The organism is Lentzea sp. NBRC 102530 (assembly GCF_030269365.1).
Lineage (GTDB): Bacteria > Actinomycetota > Actinomycetes > Mycobacteriales > Pseudonocardiaceae > Lentzea.
Map to the genome: position 1 here is coordinate 59,579 of NZ_BSTF01000020.1, position 20,944 is coordinate 80,522.

22 protein-coding genes are annotated in these 20,944 nt (G+C 69.1%); 16 read left to right on the plus strand and 6 right to left on the minus strand.

The window, feature by feature from the left end; all coding sequences use genetic code 11:
• Positions 1 to 277 precede the first annotated feature (277 nt).
• Complete coding sequence (locus tag QSK25_RS38435; RefSeq protein WP_285645783.1) at positions 278 to 1,405, plus strand: sialidase family protein; 1,128 nt, start codon at positions 278 to 280, stop codon at positions 1,403 to 1,405.
• 3 nt (positions 1,406 to 1,408) lie between these two features.
• On the opposite strand, the gene QSK25_RS38440 is transcribed toward QSK25_RS38435, so the two are convergent.
• Positions 1,409 to 2,680 carry a coiled-coil domain-containing protein gene (locus tag QSK25_RS38440; protein ID WP_285645785.1) on the minus strand — a complete coding sequence of 424 codons (1,272 nt, stop codon included), beginning with the start codon at positions 2,678 to 2,680 and terminating at the stop codon, positions 1,409 to 1,411.
• A 319-nt stretch (positions 2,681 to 2,999) separates the two neighbouring features.
• Here QSK25_RS38440 and QSK25_RS38445 point away from each other — a divergent pair, with 319 nt between their 5' ends.
• Positions 3,000 to 6,377: a pyruvate carboxylase gene (locus QSK25_RS38445; protein WP_285645786.1), complete on the plus strand. Its 3,378-nt coding sequence runs from the start codon at positions 3,000 to 3,002 to the stop codon at positions 6,375 to 6,377.
• Positions 6,378 to 6,502: 125 nt separating this feature from the next.
• The gene (locus tag QSK25_RS38450; RefSeq protein WP_285645787.1) at positions 6,503 to 7,573 is read left to right on the plus strand and encodes an MBL fold metallo-hydrolase; all 1,071 of its coding nucleotides are present in this window, start codon (positions 6,503 to 6,505) and stop codon (positions 7,571 to 7,573) included.
• Positions 7,574 to 7,582: 9 nt separating this feature from the next.
• Here QSK25_RS38450 and QSK25_RS38455 read toward each other — a convergent pair whose 3' ends face one another.
• Positions 7,583 to 7,990, minus strand: a complete 408-nt coding sequence (locus QSK25_RS38455) for a TFIIB-type zinc ribbon-containing protein (protein ID WP_285645788.1) — start codon at positions 7,988 to 7,990, stop codon at positions 7,583 to 7,585.
• A gap of 31 nt (positions 7,991 to 8,021) precedes the next feature.
• Between QSK25_RS38455 and rsmD the strand changes: the two genes are divergently transcribed.
• A complete protein-coding gene (rsmD, locus tag QSK25_RS38460; RefSeq protein ID WP_285645790.1) occupies positions 8,022 to 8,576 on the plus strand; it encodes a 16S rRNA (guanine(966)-N(2))-methyltransferase RsmD in 555 nt (184 codons plus the stop codon).
• A gap of 53 nt (positions 8,577 to 8,629) precedes the next feature.
• Positions 8,630 to 9,112, plus strand: coding sequence for a pantetheine-phosphate adenylyltransferase (gene coaD / locus QSK25_RS38465; RefSeq protein WP_285645794.1), 483 nt, complete (start codon positions 8,630 to 8,632; stop codon positions 9,110 to 9,112).
• Between the two features lie 8 nt (positions 9,113 to 9,120).
• On the opposite strand, the gene QSK25_RS38470 is transcribed toward coaD, so the two are convergent.
• The gene (locus tag QSK25_RS38470) at positions 9,121 to 9,561 is read right to left on the minus strand and encodes a GNAT family N-acetyltransferase (protein ID WP_285645907.1); all 441 of its coding nucleotides are present in this window, start codon (positions 9,559 to 9,561) and stop codon (positions 9,121 to 9,123) included.
• 124 nt (positions 9,562 to 9,685) lie between these two features.
• Here QSK25_RS38470 and QSK25_RS38475 point away from each other — a divergent pair, with 124 nt between their 5' ends.
• From QSK25_RS38475 to QSK25_RS38510, 8 genes are all read left to right on the plus strand, one after another.
• On the plus strand, positions 9,686 to 10,402 hold the full coding sequence (locus QSK25_RS38475) for a DivIVA domain-containing protein (protein ID WP_285645795.1): 717 nt from the start codon (positions 9,686 to 9,688) through the stop codon (positions 10,400 to 10,402).
• Between the two features lie 137 nt (positions 10,403 to 10,539).
• Positions 10,540 to 11,121 (plus strand): YceD family protein, encoded by a 582-nt coding sequence (locus QSK25_RS38480; protein WP_285645909.1) that lies wholly within the window; start codon positions 10,540 to 10,542, stop codon positions 11,119 to 11,121.
• 2 nt (positions 11,122 to 11,123) lie between these two features.
• On the plus strand, positions 11,124 to 11,306 hold the full coding sequence (rpmF, locus tag QSK25_RS38485) for a 50S ribosomal protein L32 (RefSeq protein WP_030467958.1): 183 nt from the start codon (positions 11,124 to 11,126) through the stop codon (positions 11,304 to 11,306).
• 16 nt (positions 11,307 to 11,322) lie between these two features.
• Complete coding sequence (gene rnc / locus QSK25_RS38490) at positions 11,323 to 12,126, plus strand: ribonuclease III (RefSeq protein WP_285645910.1); 804 nt, start codon at positions 11,323 to 11,325, stop codon at positions 12,124 to 12,126.
• An 8-nt stretch (positions 12,127 to 12,134) separates the two neighbouring features.
• Positions 12,135 to 12,335: a hypothetical protein gene (locus tag QSK25_RS38495; RefSeq protein WP_030467960.1), complete on the plus strand. Its 201-nt coding sequence runs from the start codon at positions 12,135 to 12,137 to the stop codon at positions 12,333 to 12,335.
• Position 12,336: 1 nt separating this feature from the next.
• Positions 12,337 to 13,191 (plus strand): bifunctional DNA-formamidopyrimidine glycosylase/DNA-(apurinic or apyrimidinic site) lyase, encoded by an 855-nt coding sequence (gene mutM / locus QSK25_RS38500; protein WP_285645801.1) that lies wholly within the window; start codon positions 12,337 to 12,339, stop codon positions 13,189 to 13,191.
• Between the two features lie 866 nt (positions 13,192 to 14,057).
• Positions 14,058 to 14,384, plus strand: a complete 327-nt coding sequence (locus QSK25_RS38505) for a PadR family transcriptional regulator (RefSeq protein WP_089917641.1) — start codon at positions 14,058 to 14,060, stop codon at positions 14,382 to 14,384.
• Positions 14,381 to 15,493 (plus strand): DUF1700 domain-containing protein, encoded by a 1,113-nt coding sequence (locus QSK25_RS38510; RefSeq protein WP_285645802.1) that lies wholly within the window; start codon positions 14,381 to 14,383, stop codon positions 15,491 to 15,493. The genes QSK25_RS38505 and QSK25_RS38510 overlap by 4 nt, the downstream gene beginning before the upstream one ends.
• A gap of 34 nt (positions 15,494 to 15,527) precedes the next feature.
• Here the strand turns inward: QSK25_RS38510 and QSK25_RS38515 are convergent, their stop codons facing one another.
• On the minus strand, positions 15,528 to 15,968 hold the full coding sequence (locus tag QSK25_RS38515) for a MarR family winged helix-turn-helix transcriptional regulator (RefSeq protein WP_285645804.1): 441 nt from the start codon (positions 15,966 to 15,968) through the stop codon (positions 15,528 to 15,530).
• A 329-nt stretch (positions 15,969 to 16,297) separates the two neighbouring features.
• Here QSK25_RS38515 and QSK25_RS38520 point away from each other — a divergent pair, with 329 nt between their 5' ends.
• The 3 genes from QSK25_RS38520 to QSK25_RS38530 are packed head-to-tail and all read left to right on the plus strand — an operon-like array spanning position 16,298 to position 19,835.
• On the plus strand, positions 16,298 to 18,787 hold the full coding sequence (locus QSK25_RS38520) for a sensor histidine kinase (RefSeq protein ID WP_285645806.1): 2,490 nt from the start codon (positions 16,298 to 16,300) through the stop codon (positions 18,785 to 18,787).
• Positions 18,784 to 19,464: a response regulator gene (locus QSK25_RS38525; protein ID WP_285645807.1), complete on the plus strand. Its 681-nt coding sequence runs from the start codon at positions 18,784 to 18,786 to the stop codon at positions 19,462 to 19,464. Before QSK25_RS38520 ends, QSK25_RS38525 begins: the two co-directional genes overlap by 4 nt.
• A complete protein-coding gene (locus tag QSK25_RS38530; RefSeq protein ID WP_285645809.1) occupies positions 19,461 to 19,835 on the plus strand; it encodes a hypothetical protein in 375 nt (124 codons plus the stop codon). The genes QSK25_RS38525 and QSK25_RS38530 overlap by 4 nt, the downstream gene beginning before the upstream one ends.
• Here QSK25_RS38530 and QSK25_RS38535 read toward each other — a convergent pair.
• Both QSK25_RS38535 and QSK25_RS38540 read right to left on the minus strand, forming a co-directional pair.
• Positions 19,832 to 20,323, minus strand: a complete 492-nt coding sequence (locus tag QSK25_RS38535) for a hypothetical protein (RefSeq protein ID WP_285645811.1) — start codon at positions 20,321 to 20,323, stop codon at positions 19,832 to 19,834. The two genes, QSK25_RS38530 and QSK25_RS38535, sit on opposite strands and share 4 nt — an antisense overlap.
• A 131-nt stretch (positions 20,324 to 20,454) precedes the next feature.
• The gene (locus QSK25_RS38540) at positions 20,455 to 20,925 is read right to left on the minus strand and encodes a hypothetical protein (protein ID WP_285645813.1); all 471 of its coding nucleotides are present in this window, start codon (positions 20,923 to 20,925) and stop codon (positions 20,455 to 20,457) included.
• Positions 20,926 to 20,944: the final 19 nt, after the last annotated feature.

Genomic DNA, 20,944 nt, shown 5'->3' on the forward strand with positions numbered 1-20,944 from the left:
CATGCCCGCTTGCCCGCCGCGCGGCAGCTCACGACGTTCGCCCGATCCCGTGCGTGCCTGCCGCGACGTGCCTGCCGCGACGTGCCTGCGGTGCCGCGCCTCCCTGCTCACCGTGCCCGCCGCACCTGCCGTCGCGACGCCGCCCGCTCACCGGCCCCGCGCGTCACCACCCGCCGGCGTCCTCAAACCCCACAGCCCCCGCACCACCCGAAGGTGTGATCGCGGCACGTGCCCGATTCGTCCGGTCACACCGCTCTCCCCGGATACCTTCCACCCCGTGCGGAGCCTGATCATCACCACGCTGGCCACCCTCCTCGCCCTCACCACCCCGACCAGCGCCTGGGCCGCCCCGGTGGTGCTGACCGGTGAGGAGTCGAGGTACCCGCACGCCATCCGCCTCGAGCACGGCCCCCAGCGCGGTTCGATCCTGGTGGCGCTGCACGGTGACCACGTCGTGAACGTCCTGAAGGCCGGCCGCACCGGCAAGCGGTTCAAGCAGATCGCGAAGTTCACGGACGGAGCGAGCGCCACCGCCACGTGCTGCGGTCACCTCTACGAACTACCGCGCCAGGTCGGTGACATGCCGGCGGGCACGATCCTCTGGGCCGGTTCGATCGGCTACAAGGAGGAGACGCTCAAGGCGCGGATCTGGCGCAGCGACGACGCGGGCGAGAGTTGGCGGTTCCTGTCGGAGTGCGCGCGGGCGAAGCCGCGGGGCGGGCTGTGGGAGCCGGACCTGTCGGTCGACGCCGACGGGCTGCTGCACTGCTACTTCAGCGACGAGTCCGACGACGCGCACAGCCAGTACATCGGACGCACCACGTCGGAGGACGGCGTCACCTGGTCGGCCAAGGAGAAGGTCGTCGCGGTGCAACCGAGCTACCTGCGGCCGGGGATGCAGCAGGTCAAGCGGTTGCCGAACGGCGAGTACTACATGATGTACGAGATCTGCGCGCAGCCGAACCAGTACTTCTGCGAGGCGTACCACCGCAGCAGCAGGGACGGCCGGAACTGGGGCGACCCCACCCACCACGGCACGCGGCCGACGACCGAAGACGGCAAGTACTTCGCGCACACGCCGTCGATCGTGCTCGCGCCCAACGGCACGAGCACGGGACGTGTGCTGCTCATGGGCCAGATGCTGATGTCCGCGAACGGACGGGTCGACGCCGGCAACGGGCGCACGATCTTCGTGTCCGAGAACGGCGGCAGGGGCGGCTGGTACGAGGTGCCCGCACCGGTGCCGGTACCGCAGGCACGCGACAAGTACTGCCCGAACTACCACCCGAGCGGGGTCGCCTCGCTCGACGGGACCGAGCTCATCGGGTTCGCGAGCGACTACGCGGCGAACGGCGGCTGCCACACGAGCTGGGCCACGAGCAGCCTGCCGCCGTTCCCCGGCTAGAGATCAGTTCGAACGCGGCTTCGGCAGCTGCTGGGTCTTGTCCGCGTCCTCCGGAGCGGAAGCCGGAGCCTCGTCCTCGGCGGAGCCGTCCTCCAGGGGCTTGAGCACCGACATCGCCGCCTCGACGGCCTCCTGCGCCGCGTGGAACTGCGTGGCGAGGTTGTCGTGCGCCGCCCGCAGCGCCGCCTCCTTCTCGGTGGCGTTGGCCGCGCGCTGGTCCGCCTCGGCGACGGCGGCGGCCGACTTCTGCTCCGCCTCACGCACCAGGGTCGACGTGCGCGCCTCGGCGTCGCGGACGAGCGCGGCGGCCTTCTCGTCGGCTTCGCGCACGGTGGTCGCGGCCTTCTGGGTGGCGTCGTCGACCAGGGAGGTCGCCTTGTCCTCGGCCTCGCGCAGGGTCGTCGCCGCCTTCTCCTCGGCAGCGGTGACCAGGGCCGTCGCGGACGCCGTCGCGTCGGCGGTGGTCTTCTCGGCACGGGCGAGCGTCTCGGACTCGAGCTCGCCGAGCACCTTCTCGGCCTCGGCCTTCTTCTGGGCGAGCTCACCGTCGAGCTTGGACAGTGCCTCGGTCCGCTTCGCCTCGGCGTCGGCGACGATCTGCTCGGCCTCGCGCCGCGCGTCCGCCAGCACCTTCTGGTGCTCGGCGGTCAGCTTCGCCTTGAGACCGTCGTACTCCTTGTCGAGCTCGTCGTTGTACGCCTTGTACTTCGCGTCCAGCTCCACGCGGTGGGCGTCGAGGTCGGCCGACTTCTTCTCGTACTCGCCGGCGATCCGCTCACCGTTCGCGCGCACCTCGGCGACGAGAGCCTCGTGCTCGGCCGTGAGCTTGCCCTGCAACGCCGCGAACTCGGCCTCGAGTTCGGAACGGCGACCGGCGGTCTGCTGGTCGAGTTCGGCGTGGCGCTGCTGGTAGTGCATCTCGAGCTGCTTGCGGCGCGCTTCGGTCTCCGCCAGCAGGCGCTGGTGCTGTTCGCGCTGGTCAGCGGCCCACTTCTCGGCCTCGCCACGGGTCGCGGCGGCCTTGTCGAGGGCGTCCTTGCGGATGTCCGCGATCTCTTCCTCGGCCAGGCTCATCATCACGCGGACGCGTTCGGTCACGTTCGACGCGCTCACGGGAGCGTTGGCGAGGTTCTGGAGCTGGACCTTGGTCTTGTCGAGGTCGGCGCGCATGGAGTTGAGGAGTTTGGTGAGCTCACCCACCTGTGCGGACGCCGCGTCACGGGCGCGGTTCGAGTTCTTGAGATCGAACTCCAAGCGGGTGACGCGCTCGTTCACCTGTCGCTGGTTGTAACCACGGAGGACAACGTCGAAATGCGGTGTGCGGGCAGTAGGCTGCCCGGCTCCATCAGCCCCGGCCATATGGCTCACCCTACCGAGATAGTCGCGAAGATCGTCACTCGATCTGGTTAAACCCACTACCGGCCGCAGTCTGACCGGGTGGTGGGTTCCCACTTTCCTCCCACCACGCGAGAATCGGGGTGAGCAAGACCGATCAGGATGACACCCATCACGTGAGACAGTCCTCCCAACAGGCAAGAGTCGCACGGTAACGTGCCACGACTGATGACTGCCGAGTAACACCGGGAGGGCACGGATGTTCCGCAAGGTTCTTGTCGCCAACCGCGGCGAGATCGCGATTCGCGCGTTCCGAGCCGCCTATGAACTGGGCGCTGGAACGGTCGCCGTGTTCCCGCACGAGGACCGAAACTCACTGCACCGCCTGAAGGCGGACGAGTCGTACGAGATCGGCGAAGCCGGACATCCCGTCCGCGCCTACCTCTCCGTCGACGAGATCATCAAGGCCGCCCGCAAGGCCGGTGCCGACGCGATCTACCCCGGTTACGGATTCCTGTCCGAGAACCCGGAACTCGCGATGGCCTGCCGTGAGGCCGGTCTCACCTTCATCGGCCCCGTGGCCGAGGTCCTCGAACTGACGGGCAACAAGGCGCGCGCCATCGCGGCCGCACGCGAGGCCGGGCTGCCGGTGCTGGAGTCGAGCGAGCCGTCGTCCGACGTGGACGCTCTGCTCGCGGCGTCGGAGGGCATGCGGTTCCCCGTCTTCGTGAAGGCCGTCGCGGGTGGCGGTGGCCGGGGCATGCGCAAGGTCGACGACCCGGCGGCGCTGCGCGAGGCGCTGGAGGCGGCGTCGCGCGAGGCCGAGTCGGCGTTCGGCGACCCGACCGTGTTCCTCGAACAAGCCGTGGTCGAACCGCGCCACATCGAGGTGCAGATCCTGGCCGACGGCCAGGGCAACGTGATCCACCTCTTCGAGCGCGACTGCTCCGTGCAGCGGCGCCACCAGAAGGTGATCGAGATCGCGCCCGCGCCGAACCTCGCTCCCGAGCTGCGCGACCGCATCTGCGCCGACGCGGTGAAGTTCGCGAAGCACATCGGCTACCGCAACGCCGGCACCGTGGAGTTCCTGCTCGACCCCGAAGGCCACTACGTCTTCATCGAGATGAACCCGCGCATCCAGGTCGAGCACACCGTCACGGAAGAGGTGACGGACGTCGACCTGGTGCAGTCGCAGATGCGCATCGCCTCGGGCGAGACGCTGGAGGACCTGGGCCTGTCCCAGGACACCGTCCAGCTGCGTGGCGCGGCGCTGCAGTGCCGCATCACCACGGAGGACCCGGCCAACGGGTTCCGCCCGGACACCGGCACGATCAGCGCGTACCGCTCGCCCGGTGGTTCCGGCATCCGCCTCGACGGCGGCACGGCCGGCGCCGGCATGGCGATCAGCCCGCACTTCGACTCGATGCTCGTGAAGCTCACGTGCCGCGGCCGCACCTTCTCCCTCGCGGTCGCCCGGGCCCGCCGTGCGATCGCGGAGTTCCGCATCCGCGGTGTGTCCACGAACATCCCGTTCATCCAGGCCGTGCTGGACGACGCGGACTTCTACGAGGGCCGCGTCACCACGTCGTTCATCGAGAAGCGCCCGCACCTGCTGACGGCCCGCCACTCGGCCGACCGCGGCACGCGCCTGCTGACCTACCTCGCGGACGTCACGGTCAACCACCCCAACGGCACCCGCCCGACGGCGGTCGACCCGCGAGAGAAGCTGCCGGTCGTCGACCTCAACGCCGAGCCGCGCGCCGGGTCGAAGCAGAAGCTGGTCGAGCTCGGTCCCGAGGGCTTCGCGCGGTGGCTGCGGGAGAGCAAGGCCGTCGGCGTGACGGACACGACGTTCCGCGACGCCCACCAGTCGCTGCTGGCGACCCGAGTGCGCACCAAGGACCTGCTCGCCGTCGCGCCGCACGTCGCGCGCATGACGCCCGAGCTGCTGTCCCTGGAGTGCTGGGGCGGCGCGACGTACGACGTGGCGCTGCGGTTCCTCGCGGAGGACCCGTGGGAGCGGCTGGCGGCGTTGCGCGAGGCCGTGCCGAACATCAACCTGCAGATGCTGCTGCGCGGCCGCAACACGGTCGGCTACACGCCGTACCCGGAGGCGGTCACCAAGGCGTTCGTGCAGGAGGCGACGACCACCGGCATCGACATCTTCCGGATCTTCGACGCCCTGAACGACGTCGAGCAGATGCGCCCGGCGATCGAGGCCGTGCGCGAGACCGGGACCGCCGTCGCCGAGGTCGCGCTCTGCTACACCAGCGATCTGTCCAATCCGGACGAGCGTCTGTACACGCTGGACTACTACCTCAAGCTGGCGGAGCAGATCGTCGGCGCGGGCGCGCACGTGCTGTGCGTCAAGGACATGGCCGGTCTGCTGCGCGCACCGGCCGCGTCGCGCCTGATCACCGCGCTGCGCAAGGAGTTCGACCTCCCGGTCCACCTGCACACGCACGACACGGCCGGTGGCCAGCTCGCGACGTACCTCGCGGCGGTCCAGGCGGGCGTGGACGCCATCGACGGCGCGACCGCGTCGATGGCGGGTACGACGTCGCAGCCGCCGCTGTCGTCGATCGTGGCGCTGCTCGACCACACCGAGCACTCGACGGGCCTCGACCTGCAGAACGTCTGCGACCTCGAGCCGTACTGGGAGTCGGTGCGCAAGATCTACGCGCCGTTCGAGTCCGGCATCCCCGGCCCGACCGGCCGCGTCTACCACCACGAGATCCCCGGTGGTCAGCTGTCGAACCTGCGCACCCAGGCCGTCGCTCTCGGACTCGGTGAGAAGTTCGAGGAGATCGAGTCGATGTACGCGGCCGCCGACCGCATGCTCGGCCACCTCGTGAAGGTGACGCCGTCGTCCAAGGTGGTCGGTGACCTCGCGCTGCACCTCGTGGGCGCGGGCGTGTCGCCCAAGGAGTTCGAGGAGAACCCCGGCAAGTTCGACATCCCGGCGTCGGTGATCGGCTTCCTGCACGGCGAGTTGGGCGACCCGCCCGGCGGCTGGCCGGAGCCGTTCCGCAGCAAGGCCCTCGAGGGCCGCCCGGCGCCGAAGCCGGTCGAGGAGCTGTCCGCCGAGGACGAGGCGGGCCTCGCCGACGCGCGCAGGGCGACGTTGAACAGGCTGCTGTTCCCGGCGCCCACCAAGGAGTTCACCACGCACCGCGAGGCGTACGGCGACACGTCCGTCCTGCGGTCCAAGGACTTCTTCTACGGTCTGCGTCCCGGCGAGGAGTACTCCGTCGACCTGGAGCCGGGCGTCCGGCTGCTGATCGGCCTGGAGGCGATCTCCGAGGCGGACGCGCGCGGCATCCGCACGGTCATGGCGACCCTGAACGGCCAGCTGCGGCCGATCCAGGTCCGCGACCGCTCGGTGGCCGTGGACCTCCCGGCCGCCGAGAAGGCAGACCGCTCCAACCCCAACCACGTCGCGGCCCCGTTCGCCGGCGTGGTGACGGCCGCGGTGGCCGAGGGCGACCGCGTCGACGCCGGTCAGACCGTCGCGACGATCGAGGCCATGAAGATGGAGGCCGCGATCACCGCCCCGAAGGCGGGTGTCGTGCAGCGCCTGGCGTTGCGCGGGGCCCAGCAGGTCGAGGGCGGCGACCTCCTGATCGTCCTCGAGTAGCAGTCCGGTTTGCACGAAGGGTCCGGTCTCTCCGAGGCCGGGCCCTTCGTGCTGCGAGGGGCGTGGAACTCCACGACGATTCCGTGCGTTGCACCGGCACGGGGTCAGGGAGAGGGAAGCGGATCATGAAGAAGGTGTTGGGCCTGCTCGGCCTCGCGGGGGCGGCGTGGGTGCTGAAGGACCTGCCGCGGCAGCTGGGCGGCAAGCCGGACCCGGTCCACATGTCGCGGTCGCCGCGCTACCGGGACGGGAAGTTCCACAACGACAAGGAAGTCCGCACGGTCCCGGACCGCGAGTCCTTCTCGTTGCGCGACTTCCTGGTGGGTGGCGAGGACCGCAAGCCGTCCGTCGCCGTACCGCTGGTCGCGCCGTCCGCGCCGGCGTCCGACGGCCTGCACGTCACCTGGTACGGCCACGCGTCCGCGCTCATCACCATCGACGGCGCCTCCGTGCTGATCGATCCGGTGTGGAGCGACCGCGTCTCGCCGTCCACGCACGTGGGACCCAAGCGGCTGCACCCGGTTCCGCATCAGCTGTCCGATTTGCCTGACGTCAGCGCCGTGGTGATCTCGCACGACCACTACGACCACCTCGACATGGACACCGTGCAGCAGCTGACGTCCAGGACGTCCGCCGTCTTCGTGGTGCCGCTGGGCCTCGGCGCCCACCTGGCCCGCTGGGACGTGCCGCGCGACCGCGTCGTGGAACTCGACTGGGACGAGTCGTTCGAGGTGAACGGCTTCACGCTCACCTGCACCGCGGCACAGCACTTCTCGGGCCGCTCGATCCAGCGCAACGTGACCCTGTGGGCGTCCTGGGTGATCAAGCGCGGCTCCCGTTCGGTCTTCTACAGCGGCGACACCGGCTACTTCCCCGGCTACTCGGCGATCGGCGCGGCACACGGCCCGTTCAACGCGGTGCTGATGCAGGTGGGCGCGTACGGCGACGCCTGGCCCGACATCCACATGACGCCGGAGGAGGGCGTGCAGGCGTTCGAGGACCTCGGCGGCGGCCTGCTGATCCCGGTGCACTGGGCGACGTTCAACCTGGCGCTGCACCCGTGGGGCGAGCCGATCGACCGCGTGTGGCGGGAGGTCAAGGCGCGCGGGCTGCGGCTGGCGGTGCCGCGGCCGGGCGAGCGGGTGGACGTGGACGCGCCTGTCGAGGTCGACGGGTGGTGGCAGGCGCTCGCCTGACGCTTCCGGTCAGGCGGTCGAGCGCAGCCGGCGGATCGTGCGCAGCACCTCGTCGCGGTGCTTCGCCGACTTCAGCCACGCGGGCAGCTTCGCGAGGATCGTCATCCGCCGCACCGACGACGGGTCCGGGTCCTCGCGCAGCGCCGCCCCGACGTACGACTCCAGCAGGTCGAGGTGCGCGCCGTTCAACGCCCACAGCGTGTGCCCCGCGCACGGTGCCTGGAGCCACAGATCGGCCACGACGTGCCGGATGTCCCAACACCACACGGGCCGGTACGGCGAGACGTGCGCACACGCGGGACACACGAGACGTTCCCCGGTCACGAGAGCGCGGCCAGCACACGACGGGCACGTCACGAGCACCGGTGATTCGGCGAGCGTGCAGAGGCAGTCGCCCGAGTCGCGGTGGCGGGTCATGGCGACAGGATGCACCTGGGACGATGAGCACGTGACACGAATCGTTGCCGGGTCCGCGGGAGGTCGCAGGCTCAAGGTCCCGCCCAAGGGCACCCGCCCCACCTCCGAACGGGTCCGCGAGGCGCTCTTCAGCTCCCTCGAATCGCTGATGGACCTGGACGGCGCGAACGTGCTCGACCTGTACGCCGGCTCCGGCGCCCTGGGATTCGAGGCGCTCAGCAGGGGCGCCGGGCGCGCCACCTTCGTCGAGGCCGACAAAAGGGCCGCTGACGTGCTCAAAGGCAACGCCCAAGAGCTCGGGTTCAAGAACACCACGATCGCCAACCGGTCGGCCGAGGCGTTCGTGCTGACCGAAGGGGACGCGTTCGACGTCGTCTTCGCCGACCCGCCCTACGCGACGACGGACGACGAACTCGCCAAGGTGCTCCGGGGAATCGTGCCCCGGCTCACGGCGGACGCCGTCTTGATCGTGGAACGTGCTTCGCGAAGCGCCGAACCAGCGTGGCCGAATTCAGTGGAATCCTTGCGTGCCAAGCGTTATGGGGACACGGCCGTGTACTGGGGTCAGGTGCGTTCTGATGGGTGACGAGAACCACGGACACGCCTGGCGGCGTCCGATCGGGTGCTAACGTCCGCTCCATGACACGTGCCGTGTACCCCGGCTCCTACGACCCGGTAACGAACGGTCACCTGGACATCATCGGGAGAGCCGCGCACCTGTTCGACGAGGTCGTCGTCGCCGTGCTCATCAACAAGAACAAGCGCACCTTGTTCGACGTCGAGGAGCGCCAGGAGATGCTGCGCGACGTCACGAAGCAATGGGACAACGTGCGCGTGGACTCGTGGCACGGCCTGTTGGTCGACTACTGCCGTGAGAACAACATCAAGGCCATCGTGAAGGGCCTGCGCGCCGTCAGCGACTACGACTACGAGCTGCAGATGGCGCAGATGAACCACCAGCTCACCGGCGTCGACACGTTGTTCATGCAGGCCAGCCCGCAGTACTCCTACCTCGCGTCCTCGCTGGTCAAGGAGGTCGCGACGTACGGCGGTGACGTGTCGACGCTGCTGCCGGCGTCGATCGAGCAGCGGCTCAAGCTGCGCCTCGAAGAGACCCGCTGACCGAGCGCCTAAAGCGCGAGCTTCATCCCCACGTGCGAAGCGGTGAACCCGAGCCGCTCGTAGAAACGGTGCGCGTCCACGCGTGACGCGTCCGTCGTCAGCTGTACGAGAGCACACCCGCGGGCGCGCGCCTCGTCGATGGCCCACCTCACGAGCTGTTCGCCGAGGCCGCCGCCGCGCTGGTCGGAACGCACCCGCACGGCCTCCACGGTCGCGCGCGTCGAACCGAGCCGCGACAGGCCCGCGGTGAACGTCAGCTGCAGCGTGCCCACGACCTCGCCGTCGCGATCGGCCACCACCAGCAGCTGGTGCGGGTCGGCGTCGATCACCTCGAACGCCTTCAGGTACGCCGGGTCGCCCGGCGTCTCGCGCTGCGCGCCCAGCGGGTCGTCCGCCAGCATCGCCACGATCGGGTGGACATCGGCCTCGGCGGCGCGCCTGATTGTGATCTTCAACGGTTCCCCCGGATGTCAAGTGGGGAAATCCTGACACGCCCTGCCGACGTCCCTGTCCCGGGGAGATCCGCAGGGCACACTTGTGGGTGGGTGTACCAGGGGATTAGGGGAGTGACACGTGTACCGGGTGTTCGAGGCACTCGACGAGCTCGTCACGATCGTCGAGGAAGCGCGCGGAGTTCCGATGACCTCGGGGTGCGTCGTGCCGCGCGGTGATGTGCTCGAACTGCTCGACGACGTGCGCGACGCGATCCCAGCGGAGCTCGACGACGCGCAGGACGTGCTGGACCACCGCGACGAGGTCGTCGGCAAGGCCAAGCACGAGGCCGAGAGCGGCGTGTCGAAGGCACGCGCCGACGCGGACCGCATGCTCGCGGAGGCGCAGGCCGAGGCCGAGGCGATGCTGTCCGACGCGCGCGCCCGTGCCGAGCGGATGATCGCCGAGGCGGAGGACCAGGCCGAACGGACCGTCGCCGCCGGCCGCCAGGAGTACGACGACCTGGTGGGCCGCTCGCACGCCGAGTCCGAGCGGATGATCCAGGCGGGCCGCGCGAACTACGAGCGCGCGACCGAGGACGGCCGGGCCGAGCAGGCGAGGCTCGTCAACGAGCAGGAGGTCGTCCGGGCGGCGCACGCCGAGGCGGCGCGCCTGCTCGACGCGGCCCAGAGCGAGTCGATCCGGCTGCGGTCGGAGTGCGACGCGTACGTCGACGGGAAGCTCGCGGACTTCGAGGACCTCCTCGCGCACACGCTGCGGTCGGTCGGCAAGGGCCGTTCGCACCTGCGCGGTCCCGCCGTCGCAGGGGCTTCCGCCCCGTTCGACTACGGTTCCTGACGAACCAGGGCCCCTGAACGTGTGATTCGCGCTACGTCGGACAGGTGCGATCACCTGCCGATTTCACGCGCGGGGGCGTCGTCCCGTACCCTGGAGCGGCTGGACGTGGTAGGTCCCCGTCGGCAACCAATCTGATCATGACTGAGCATCGTCACGCGTCCACGCGTCCCACAGCATCCGGTCCCTGGGTCATCGACACCAGGGACATCGGCCGTCGCGCCGGGTCGAGCCGACCCTTCGTGAAGTCGGTTCCCGCCGAAGGTGTGGGGTTGCTCGGGGTGATCGCGGTGCCCGAGGGCGGGAAGGTCGAACTCGACCTCCTGATCGAATCGGTCGTCGAGGGCGTGCTGGTTTCAGGGACCGCGTCCGCCAAGGTCGCAGGTGAGTGCTCGAGGTGTCTCGAACCGCTCACCGATGAGGTTGAAGTCCGGATCACGGAGCTCTACGCGTGGCCGGACAGCACCACGGACGAGACCACTGATGAAGACGAGGTCAGCCGGATCGAGAACGATCTGATCGACCTCGAGCCTGTGGTGAGGGACGCCATCGTCCTCGCGCTGCCGCAGGCACCGCTTTGCGAGCCGGACTGCAAGGGGCTTTGCTCCGAGTGTGGTGGCAGGTGGGCGGAGCTCGGGCCCGACCACGGGCATGAGACGATTGACCCTCGTTGGGCCGCGTTGCAAGAGCGGTTCAGCGATGACAACAACGAGGAGAAGTAGTCGTGGCCGTCCCGAAGCGGAAGATGTCGCGTTCGAACACCCGTGCGCGCCGTTCCCAGTGGAAGACGTCTGCCGTGCACCTGGTGGCGTGCAGCAACAAGGCTTGCCGCCAGCCGAAGCCGCAGCACGTCGCCTGCCCGGCCTGTGGTCAGTACGCTGGCCGCCAGGTCGCTCAGCCGGCCTGATCTCCTCGCCGTCGTAGTGGGGGGAAAGCCGCCGCGCGCACCGCAAGCGGACCGCGCGGACCTGCTCGAAGCGCTCGGCGTCCACCTGGACGCCGAGCTGCTCGTGCTGTCGCTCACCCACCGGTCTTACGCGTACGAGAACGGCGGCTTGCCGCCGAACGAGCGTCTCGAGTTCCTGGGAGACGCGGTGCTGGGGCTGGTCGTCACCGACCACCTCTACCGCACCCATCCCGACCTTCCCGAAGGTCAGCTCGCGAAGCTCCGCGCCAGCGTGGTCAACATGCACGCGCTGGCCGGCGTCGCGCGCAACCTCGGTGAAGGCGGGCTCGGTGCACACCTGTTGCTCGGTCGCGGCGAAGAGCTGACCGGCGGCAGGGACAAGGCGAGCATCCTCGCCGACGGCCTCGAGGCCGTCATCGGTGCGGTGTACCTGCAGTTCGGTATCGATACCGCACGAACGTTCGTTCACCGGCTGTTCGATCCGCTCTTGGCCAAAGCTCCGCTTTTGGGTGCTGGACTGGACTGGAAGACAAGCCTGCAGGAGCTCACCGCTCAAGCCAGCCTCGGCGTCCCGGAGTACCGCGTGGACGACCAGGGGCCGGACCACCGAAAAGAGTTCACCGCAACGGTGCTCGTCGGTGGCCAGCCTTACGGCAAGGGTGATGGGCGCACCAAGAAGGAAGCCGAGCAGAAAGCCGCCGAAGCGGCTTATCATGTTCTGTCGGAACGGGTCAAGGCCGAGCAGGAGTCGGCCGCGACCAAGAACGGTCAGAACGGCGCCTCGGTGACGCCAGGGACCCTCCCATCCGAGGAAGACTGAGAAACGCAATGTATGCGACCAGGAACCGCACCAACCGCCGCACCCGCACCGTCCGCGGGCCGGTGAACACCTCCCGCAGCGGAGGCATCCAGGGACTTGTGCTGGTCAGGGACACGAGCCGCGCGGGCGTGTGGGTGCTCAAGCCCACCAAGCCGCAGGCCGCCGTGATCGAGGCGCAGCCCGTCGACGAGGGCAAGTCCGAAGCCTGACGTGCCCGAACTCCCAGAGGTCGAGGTAGTACGCCTCGGCCTCGAAGCCCACGTCGCCGGCCGGGTCATCTCCTCGGTAGAGGTGCTGCACCCACGTGCCATCCGCCGGCACGACCTGGGCTCCCAGGACTTCGTCGCGCGCCTGGCAGGCCAGCCCATGGCTGCAGCCAGGCGACGCGGCAAGTACCTCTGGGTAGAACTGGCCGACAAAGCCGCCATGCTCGCGCACCTGGGCATGAGCGGCCAAATGCTGGTCCAACCCTCGTCGGCCCCCGACGAGAAGCATCTGCGCGTCCGCTTCCAGTTCGCAGACGGCGGCCCAGAACTCCGCTTCGTGGACCAACGAACCTTCGGTGGCCTCGCGCTCGCCGAACTCGTCGAGGTCGACGGCACCCTGGTTCCCGACTCGGTAGCGCACATCGCCCGCGACCCGATGGACCCGCTCTTCTCCCGTGATGCTGCCGTGCGCGCGTTGCGCCTGCGTCACACGGAGATCAAACGCGCCCTCCTGGACCAAACCCTCGTCTCCGGCATCGGCAACATCTACGCCGACGAGGCCCTCTGGCGCGCCAAACTCCACGGCACCCGCATGACCGACAAGCTCACCAAGGCCAAGGCCGCCGAACTCCTCGACCACGCCACAGACGTGATGAGCGAGGCCCTGGGCCAGGGCGGCACGTCCTTCGACGCCTTGTACGTCAACATCAACGGCCAGTCCGGTTACTTCGACCGCTCGCTGAACGCCTACGGCCAGGAAAACAGGCCGTGCAAGCGCTGCGGAGCGTCGATGATCCGAGAGCCGTTCATGAACCGCTCCTCGTACTCCTGCCCGCGCTGCCAGCCGCGCCCGAGGTAGAGCAGGCTCACGCAGGGGTCCCCCTCGGCAACGGGCCCCCCGCGACCCAACGTACCGGGCAGGTCCGACACTCCGGCGCCGTCAAACGCGCACCCGCCCGCAGCCGCCAACGCAGGCCGGCCACGCACGCAGGCCAGGCGCGCACCCAGCCGCACTCGCCAGCACAGACGACCATCGTCTTGGTCGGGCGCGCGCACCCAACCGCAGTCGCCAACGCAAGCCGACCACTGTCTTGGCCAGGCGCGCTCTCGATCGCAGTCGCCATCGCAAGGTGACCACCGCCCAAGCCCGGCGCGCGGTGCCAACCGGCAGCCGACATCGCAAGCCGACCCACCTACGAGGCCTGGCGTGGCGAAGCCGAAGGCGAGCCCGGACGGGCCAATGCCCACCACCGAGCCGGTTCCACCCACATCGGCGATTGGGGCTTGACCTTGAGGGGCGGGATGCCACCATCTCAGACCGGCCGGGGCGCTTTTCACCCCGGCTTTGGAGGCCGATCAGCATCCCGCCAGAGGCTCAAGGTCAAGCCCAATCGCAACCCCCCACATTCGTCACTGCCTGCGCGCCCACCCTCGCAAGGTGACGGAACCAGCTCAACGCAACCAACCCCGGCTGGAACAGCAACCACCCCACCAAATGAGACCCCAAAACGGGCGAACGCAACGCACCACACGCCCGAAACGTCCCCACTCCATGGCCCTGACGTGCCAAAACCCAAGCCCCAAGCGCCCAAGGCCCAACGCATTAGACAGTACTGCGCGATGCGTAGTAGTGTCCACGGCGCAACAGTGCCCGCCCCGAAAGAGGCGGGGTGAGCTCGACGGCCGAAGTCCATTCCGGCTGCCGAGCAGGCGGTGGGAGGGGCCATGGACACCAGTCAGCTGCTCAAAGGGGTGCTGGACCTGGCCGTCCTTGCGGTTCTGCGCAAGGACGACGGGTACGGCTACGACGTGGTGCGCAGACTGCGCGCCGGGGGATTGAACGAAGTGGGCGACGCGTCGGTGTACGGCACGCTGCGGCGGCTCTACAACGCCGGGATGCTGACCTCGTACGTGGTGCCGAGCGAAGAAGGCCCGCACCGCAAGTACTACAGCATCAACGAGACCGGGCGGGCGCGCCTGGCTGAGTCGAGGGAGACGTGGAGGTCGTTCGCCAGCACGTTGGACGGCCTGCTCGAGGAGGTCGCAGCATGAACACGCAAGCGCTCGGGGTCGAGCACTACCTGGCCGGGATGCGTGCCGCCCTCGACGACCTGCCGCCCAACGAGGTCGCCGAGATCATGGAGGACGTCGAGGCGCACGTCGCCGAGCTGTCCACCGAACTCGGTGAGAACGAGACGTTGGAGCAGCGGCTCGGCTCGCCCGAGCAGTACGCGCAGGAGCTTCGGCAGGCCGCCGGGTATCCGAGCCGGACGGAACGGCTGCCGGTCACCACGAAGCAGCAGTGGCTGACCAGGCCCCGAGCTGCCGCGTGGGGGCTCGCGGTCGCCACCGGTGTCACGTTGCTCGCGGGCGCGGCGGCGTTGCGGGAGCCTGCGGTGCTGTTGTTCCCCGCGGTCATCCTGGCGCTCAGCCTGGCGCTCGTGAACGACAGGGGGCCGGTGCAGCAGGAGATCATGAACCTGCCGGAGACGCATCGGCTCAAGAAGTGGCTCACGCCGGAGGAGGGCACGCCCGCGGAACGGGCGTTGACCTACCTGCGGTCGTTGCAGCCCGCGTGGTGGCTGGTCCGGGCCGGGTTGCTCGGGCTCGGGGCCGTGTTGCTCGCCGGTCGCGACATCCTCGGGTTCCTCGCGATCGCCGCGATCGCCGTGGTGTCGGTGTTCGCCGGGCCGCGCGCCAAGGTCGACCGGCGGTGGTTGTGGTTCAGCCTGCCGGCCTCGGCGCTGGCGGTGGGCCTGCTGGTCCAGGTCATCGATGTCACGGCGAACCAGCTCGCGTACAACACGTCGCGGTCGTCGTACCCGGCGCCTGTCGTCGAGTCGTACGACAACATCTACGCGTACGACGAGAACGGCAAGTTGCTCACGAACGTGCTGCTGTACGACCAGGACGGCAGGCCCATCAACGCGCCGCAGTCCTACGACAGCTGCAACAACACCAACGGTCCTGAGCCGGTGATTCCCGCTAACCGCTATCCGCGACCGAAGATCGACTACGAAAACGGTGTTTGTTACACGGTGGCACCAGGCGTATCCGCTCCGTCATCAACGGAGAGCACAACGCCGTCCACTTCGTCGTCCACTTCTGGAAGCGCAACTCCGAGCTCGGTGCCACCTACTTCCGTGTCACCCAGCAAGTAAATCCTGGAGCGGGACCCGTCGGGGGGTCCCGCTCCTACTTGTTCTCCTGCGGTTCGGCCAGGTGGCGCAAAACCGGCATGGCCGAGCGCAGGTGTTCTCTGTCTTCTGGCGAAAGTTCGGACATTCTTTCACTCAATAGTTCGGCTTCGCCGTGAGCGAGCGACAGGATCGTCTCGCGGCCCACTTCGGTGAGCACGACGATCGTGGCTCTGCCGTCGGCCGCATCCGGCTCGCGACGGACGAGTCCGGTCGACTCCAGGCTGGTCACGACGGTTGTGGCGGTCGGCTGTGAGCACAGCGCGCGCACCGCGATCTCGCCGATCCGCATCGGGCCGTGGGCGCTCAGTTCTGACAGCACCAATAACTGGGTGGGTTGCAAACGACGGGCCGGAGCGGCCTGTCGAAGACTTCGCACCAGCCGGTGCACGGCCACCACGAGTTGAAGTGCCTCGTGGTTGGTGACGGTGGTGGGCATCGTTTCTCCGCGCGCATGTGATTGTCCGAATTCGGACACGAACCCTGGCACTTTCCCTCATTCACGCTCCGCGCGCTATCCGCCAACTGCCGATAACCCATTCGGCCGTTGTGGTGACGCGGGGCGTCACGGCGCGCGTCCGACACACTTAAATGTGCTGGTAAACGGCGTAAAAAGCGTAGTGAAGCTCACTCGAACGGGCGCCGGGCTGAAGCATGATTCAACGAGACAGATCTCCTGTCAGAACTGTGGGAAGGCGCACTCGTCTGGCCGTGTGGCGCAGCGCGTACCCCCGAACGGCGCACGCGTCGCCGAGGCAGACTGGTCCCGTGAGTCCGAAACCCAGACGTGGCGAGCTCCGCATCCACCTCGGCGCCGCTCCCGGCGTCGGCAAGACGTTCGCCATGCTCGGCGAGGCGCACCGCAGGCGGGAACGCGGCACCGACGTCGTCATCGGATTTGTCGAGGCCCACGGCCGTGCGAAGACCGCGGAACTGGTCGACGGGCTGGAAATCGTCGCGCTCAGGCACTCCTCGCACCGCGGCGTGGAACTCGGCGAGATGGACGTGGACGCCGTGCTGGCCCGTGCGCCGCAGGTCGCCGTGGTCGACGAACTCGCGCACACGAACGCGCCGGGTTCTCGTAATGCAAAGAGGTGGCAAGACGTCGAGGAACTCCTCGAAGCCGGGATTGATGTGCTGTCGACGGTCAACGTTCAGCACCTGGAATCCCTCAACGACGTCGTCCAGCGCATAACGGGCGTACCGCAGCGGGAAACGGTGCCGGACGAAGTAGTGCGCAAAGCGAACCAGATCCAGCTCGTCGACCTGACGCCGGAAGCGTTGCGGCGCAGGCTCGCGCACGGTGACGTCTACGCCGCGCACAAGATCGACGCCGCGCTCGGCAACTACTTCCGCCTCGGAAACCTCACAGCGCTGCGCGAACTCGCTTTGTTGTGGGTCGCCGACCAGGTCGACGTGGGGTTGCTGCGCTACCGGACCGAACAGCAGATCACCGACACGTGGGAGACACGCGAACGCGTCGTCGTCGCCATCACCGGTGGCACGGAGAGTGAGACGCTCATCCGGCGCGCGCGTCGCATCGCCACGCGCGCGGGTGGCGACCTTCTGGTCGTGCACGTCCTACGCGGTGATGGCCTCGCTGGAGCTGATCCGCACTCACTGCAGAAGTACCGCAAGCTGGCTGACGACGTCGGTGCCACGTTCCACACCGTTGTGGGCGATGACGTGCCCACAGCTCTGCTTGAGTTCTCACGGGGCGTCAACGCCACACAGCTCGTAGTCGGTACCTCGCGCCGTTCGCGGTTCGCGCGTGTGTTCTCCACCGGGATCGGCTCCACGGTCGTGCAGGAGTCGGGGGCGATAGACGTCCACATGGTCACGCACCCGGCGACGAACAGCGGCTGGCGTGCGCGGTTCGCGGGCAGTCCGCTCAGGCCGAGCAGGCTCGCCTGGGGCTGGTTCCTCGCGGTGGCGGGTCCGGCGCTGGTCACGGCGGCCGGCGCGTCGCTGCGCAGCGGCTTGAACTTCTCCACGAACGTCATCGGCTACCTGCTGGTGACGCTGGTCGTGGCCATCGTGGGCGGGCTCGGTCCCGCGATCGCCGCCGCGTTGATCAACGCGTTGCTGCTGAACTTCTTCTTCACCGAGCCCGTCTACACGTTCACGATCAACGCACAGCAGAACGTGCTGACGTTCATCGCGATGATCATCGTGGGCGTCAGCACGGCGTTGGTGGTGGACCGTGCTGCCCGCCGTGCGACCCAGGCAGCGCGCGCTCGCACCGAGGCAACGCTCCTCGCGTCGTACGCACACACCGTGCTGACGAACCCTCAACCGCTCACACGGTTGTTGGAGAAGGTGAAGGAGAACTTCGGTCTCACGTCCGTGGCGCTCCTTGAACGCGTGGACGGCGCTTGGGAACGCGTCGCGTGCGTCGGCATCGGCCCGTGTGCCGAGCCCGACGACGCTGACGTCGACATCGCCGTGAACGAGGACGTGCACCTGGCGCTGCGCGGCCGTTCGCTGCCCGCGTCCGACCGCCGGGTGCTGGAAGCGGCGGCGGGACAGGCGTTGCTGGCGCTGCGGCAGCAACGGATGGCCGAGCAGACCCTCGAAGCCCAGCGCCAGGCGTCGCGCACCGAACTGCGCACGGCGTTGCTCTCGGCCGTGGGCCACGACCTCCGCACCCCACTGACCTCGATCAAGGCGTCCGTGGGCTCGTTGCGCGACGAGGAGCTGACGTTGTCGGCCGAGGACACCGCCGAACTCCTGGAGGCCGTCGAGGAGTCGGCGGACCGCCTGACCGGCCTGGTCGACAACCTGCTCGACTCGTCCCGCCTGGCCACCGGCGCCGTGGAACCGCAGTTCCGCGCCGTCGGCTACTACGAGGCGGTCGCACGCGCGCTGAGCGGCCTGACCGGTGACATCGAGGTGGACGTCCCGGAGTCGCTCCCACCCGTCCGCGCCGACGTGGGCCTGCTCGAACGGGTGATAGCGAACGTCGCGGGCAACGCGCTGCGCTACGCGGGCGCTGTGGCGTTGCGCGCCTCCGCCCACGGCAACGAGGTGGAACTGCGCGTCGTCGACCACGGCCGCGGCCTCCCCGCCGGCACCGCGGACGAGGTCTTCGCCCCGTTCCAGCGCCTCGGCGACCGCACGCCGGGTGGCGTTGGTCTCGGTCTGAGCGTGGCGAAGGGCTTCACCGAGGCGATGGGAGGCACGATCACCATGGAGGACACACCCGGTGGCGGCCTCACCGTGGTGCTCGCCTTCCCCGCAGATGAGAGGGTCGCGTGACAAAAGTACTGGTGGTCGACGACGAGCCGCAGATCGTCCGAGCCCTGCGGATCAACCTCGCCGCCCGCGGCTACGAGGTCCTCACGGCCTCCGACGGCACCACGGCGTTAAGACTCGCCGCCGACGGCAAGCCGGACGTGGTGGTCCTCGACCTGGGCCTGCCCGACATGAACGGCACCGACGTCATCGCGGGCCTGCGGGGCTGGACGACCATGCCGATCATCGTCCTGTCCGCCCGCACCGACTCGGCCGACAAGGTCGACGCCCTCGACGCCGGTGCCGACGACTACGTGACAAAACCATTCGGCATGGATGAACTGCTGGCCCGCCTGCGCGCCGCGGTCCGCCGCTCCGCCACCACCGGCCCGGAGGACGAGCCGGTGGTGCAGACCGCGTCGTTCGCCGTCGACCTGGCGGCCAAGCGCGTCCTGAAGGACGGCGCCGAGGTGCACCTGACGCCGACCGAGTGGGGCCTGCTGGAGGTGCTGGCGCGCAACGCGGGCAAGCTCGTGGCGCAGAAGCAGCTGCTGCGAGAGGTGTGGGGCCCCGCGTACGACAAGGAGACGCACTACCTGCGGGTGTACCTGGCGCAGCTGCGGCGCAAGCTGGAGCCGGAGCCCGCGCGGCCGCGGCACCTGCTGACGGAGCCCGGCATGGGCTACCGGTTCGAGCTGTGACCGACGCCGACCGATGGCAGTTCTACGAGGCGTTGCTCGACTCCCTCGACCTGCTGCACGCCGCTCTGGCGCGGGAACCGGACGCCGTGCTGCGGACGTCCGTGGTCCTGCGCGTTCTCGAACTCGTGGAGGACCACACCAGGTGGCTGGACCTGGTGCCCGGCGACGAGTACGAGCTGCGCCGCAGCCGCGAGGTCGGGTTGTTGCGGCGGACGGCGAGCCTCGACGTGGGCGCGCTGCCGGAGTGGTCGGACTGGCTGCAACTGCGGCTGGCGGAGGCAGGCACGCGGGAGGTGCTGACCGCCCTTGCCGCAGGTGGGCGCACCCGACGGAGTCGCCGGACCGCGGCGGCCGCCCTGCGAGGCCGTTAGGGCTTCGGGTCCGGCGGGGGCGTGCTCGACGTCGAGGACGCCGGCGGCTCGGTCGACGACGGCGGGGTCGACGGCGTCGAGGACGGCGGCTCCGTCTGGGACGGGGGCGTGCTCGACGGCTGCGTCTGGGTCGGCTGCGTCGGCTGCTGGGTCTGCTGCGGCTGGTCCGGCGTGCCCTGCTGCGGCTGGTCCTGCGGCGGCGCGGCCTGCTTGCGGTCCGGCTTGGCCGCGGGCTTGGTGACGCCGGAGGACACCGTCACCACGACGGTGCTGGTGGTGCCGTCGGGCGCGACGCTGGTGATGGTCTGGACGACGTCTGACGACGTGCGTTCCGGGGCTGCCTCGCGGCCGGAGGCGGCCAGCATGGAGGCCACGGTGGCGAACAGGGTCGCCACGACCACTCCGCCCGCAGCCAGCATCACGGCCGTGCCCTTGCGCTTCTTGCGCTGGGCCGGTTCTGGTGACTGCGGATGATCTTCCTCGAACACACCCATCTCCTCGTGGGAAACCCGGTCGGATGGTCTTGCGTTCGAGTTATCGGCGGAAACGAACCAAAGCCTCAGCAGAGCCACACCTTCGTGTAGCTCTGCGTTACAAGGCGGTGACTGGCGTAACTGTCCTAGCCGACGGTCGTTGTGGTCGTGCTCGACCCGGCGGTGGTGGTGGTCGTCGTTTCCGCCGTCGTGGTGGTCGTGGTGTCCTTCGTCGTCGTGGTGGTCGACGTGACGACGGGCGGCGGTTCCTCGGTCGTGACCGTGGTGGTGGTGCCGTCAGGACGTGTGATGGTCGTGACGCGCGTCTTCTTCGTGGTGGTCGTCGTCGAGGACGGTGTCGTCGTCTCGACGGTCGACGTCTGCTCGACCGAGGACGACGACGGTGTCGACGTCGGCACGATGCTCAGGGCGTCGCGGCCGATCTCCTTGCGCGGCTGCTGGGTCGACGGCGCCTCCGAGGCGGTGTCGGAGCCTGCGGCGAAGGAGGCGACGGCGGCGAAGACGGTCGCCAGCACCACGCCTGAAGCGGCGAGGACGACCTGCGGCGCTCCTCGGCGCAAGCGCGAGCGCGAGTCCGGTTCCGGGCTCTCGTACACGAAGTTTCCCCTGCTCGAA

Bases quoted from the DNA above. Each gene is read 5' to 3' on its own strand.
- QSK25_RS38455 (WP_285645788.1), bottom strand. From the start codon at position 7,990: ATGACCCGCCACCGCGACTCGGGCGACTGCCTCTGCACGCTCGCCGAA.
- QSK25_RS38510 (WP_285645802.1), top strand. From the start codon at position 14,381: ATGAACACGCAAGCGCTCGGGGTCGAGCACTACCTGGCCGGGATGCGT.
- QSK25_RS38515 (WP_285645804.1), bottom strand. From the start codon at position 15,968: ATGCCCACCACCGTCACCAACCACGAGGCACTTCAACTCGTGGTGGCC.
- coaD (WP_285645794.1), top strand. From the start codon at position 8,630: ATGACACGTGCCGTGTACCCCGGCTCCTACGACCCGGTAACGAACGGT.
- QSK25_RS38445 (WP_285645786.1), top strand. From the start codon at position 3,000: ATGTTCCGCAAGGTTCTTGTCGCCAACCGCGGCGAGATCGCGATTCGC.
- QSK25_RS38495 (WP_030467960.1), top strand. From the start codon at position 12,135: ATGTATGCGACCAGGAACCGCACCAACCGCCGCACCCGCACCGTCCGC.
- QSK25_RS38505 (WP_089917641.1), top strand. From the start codon at position 14,058: ATGGACACCAGTCAGCTGCTCAAAGGGGTGCTGGACCTGGCCGTCCTT.
- QSK25_RS38450 (WP_285645787.1), top strand. From the start codon at position 6,503: ATGAAGAAGGTGTTGGGCCTGCTCGGCCTCGCGGGGGCGGCGTGGGTG.
- QSK25_RS38480 (WP_285645909.1), top strand. From the start codon at position 10,540: ATGACTGAGCATCGTCACGCGTCCACGCGTCCCACAGCATCCGGTCCC.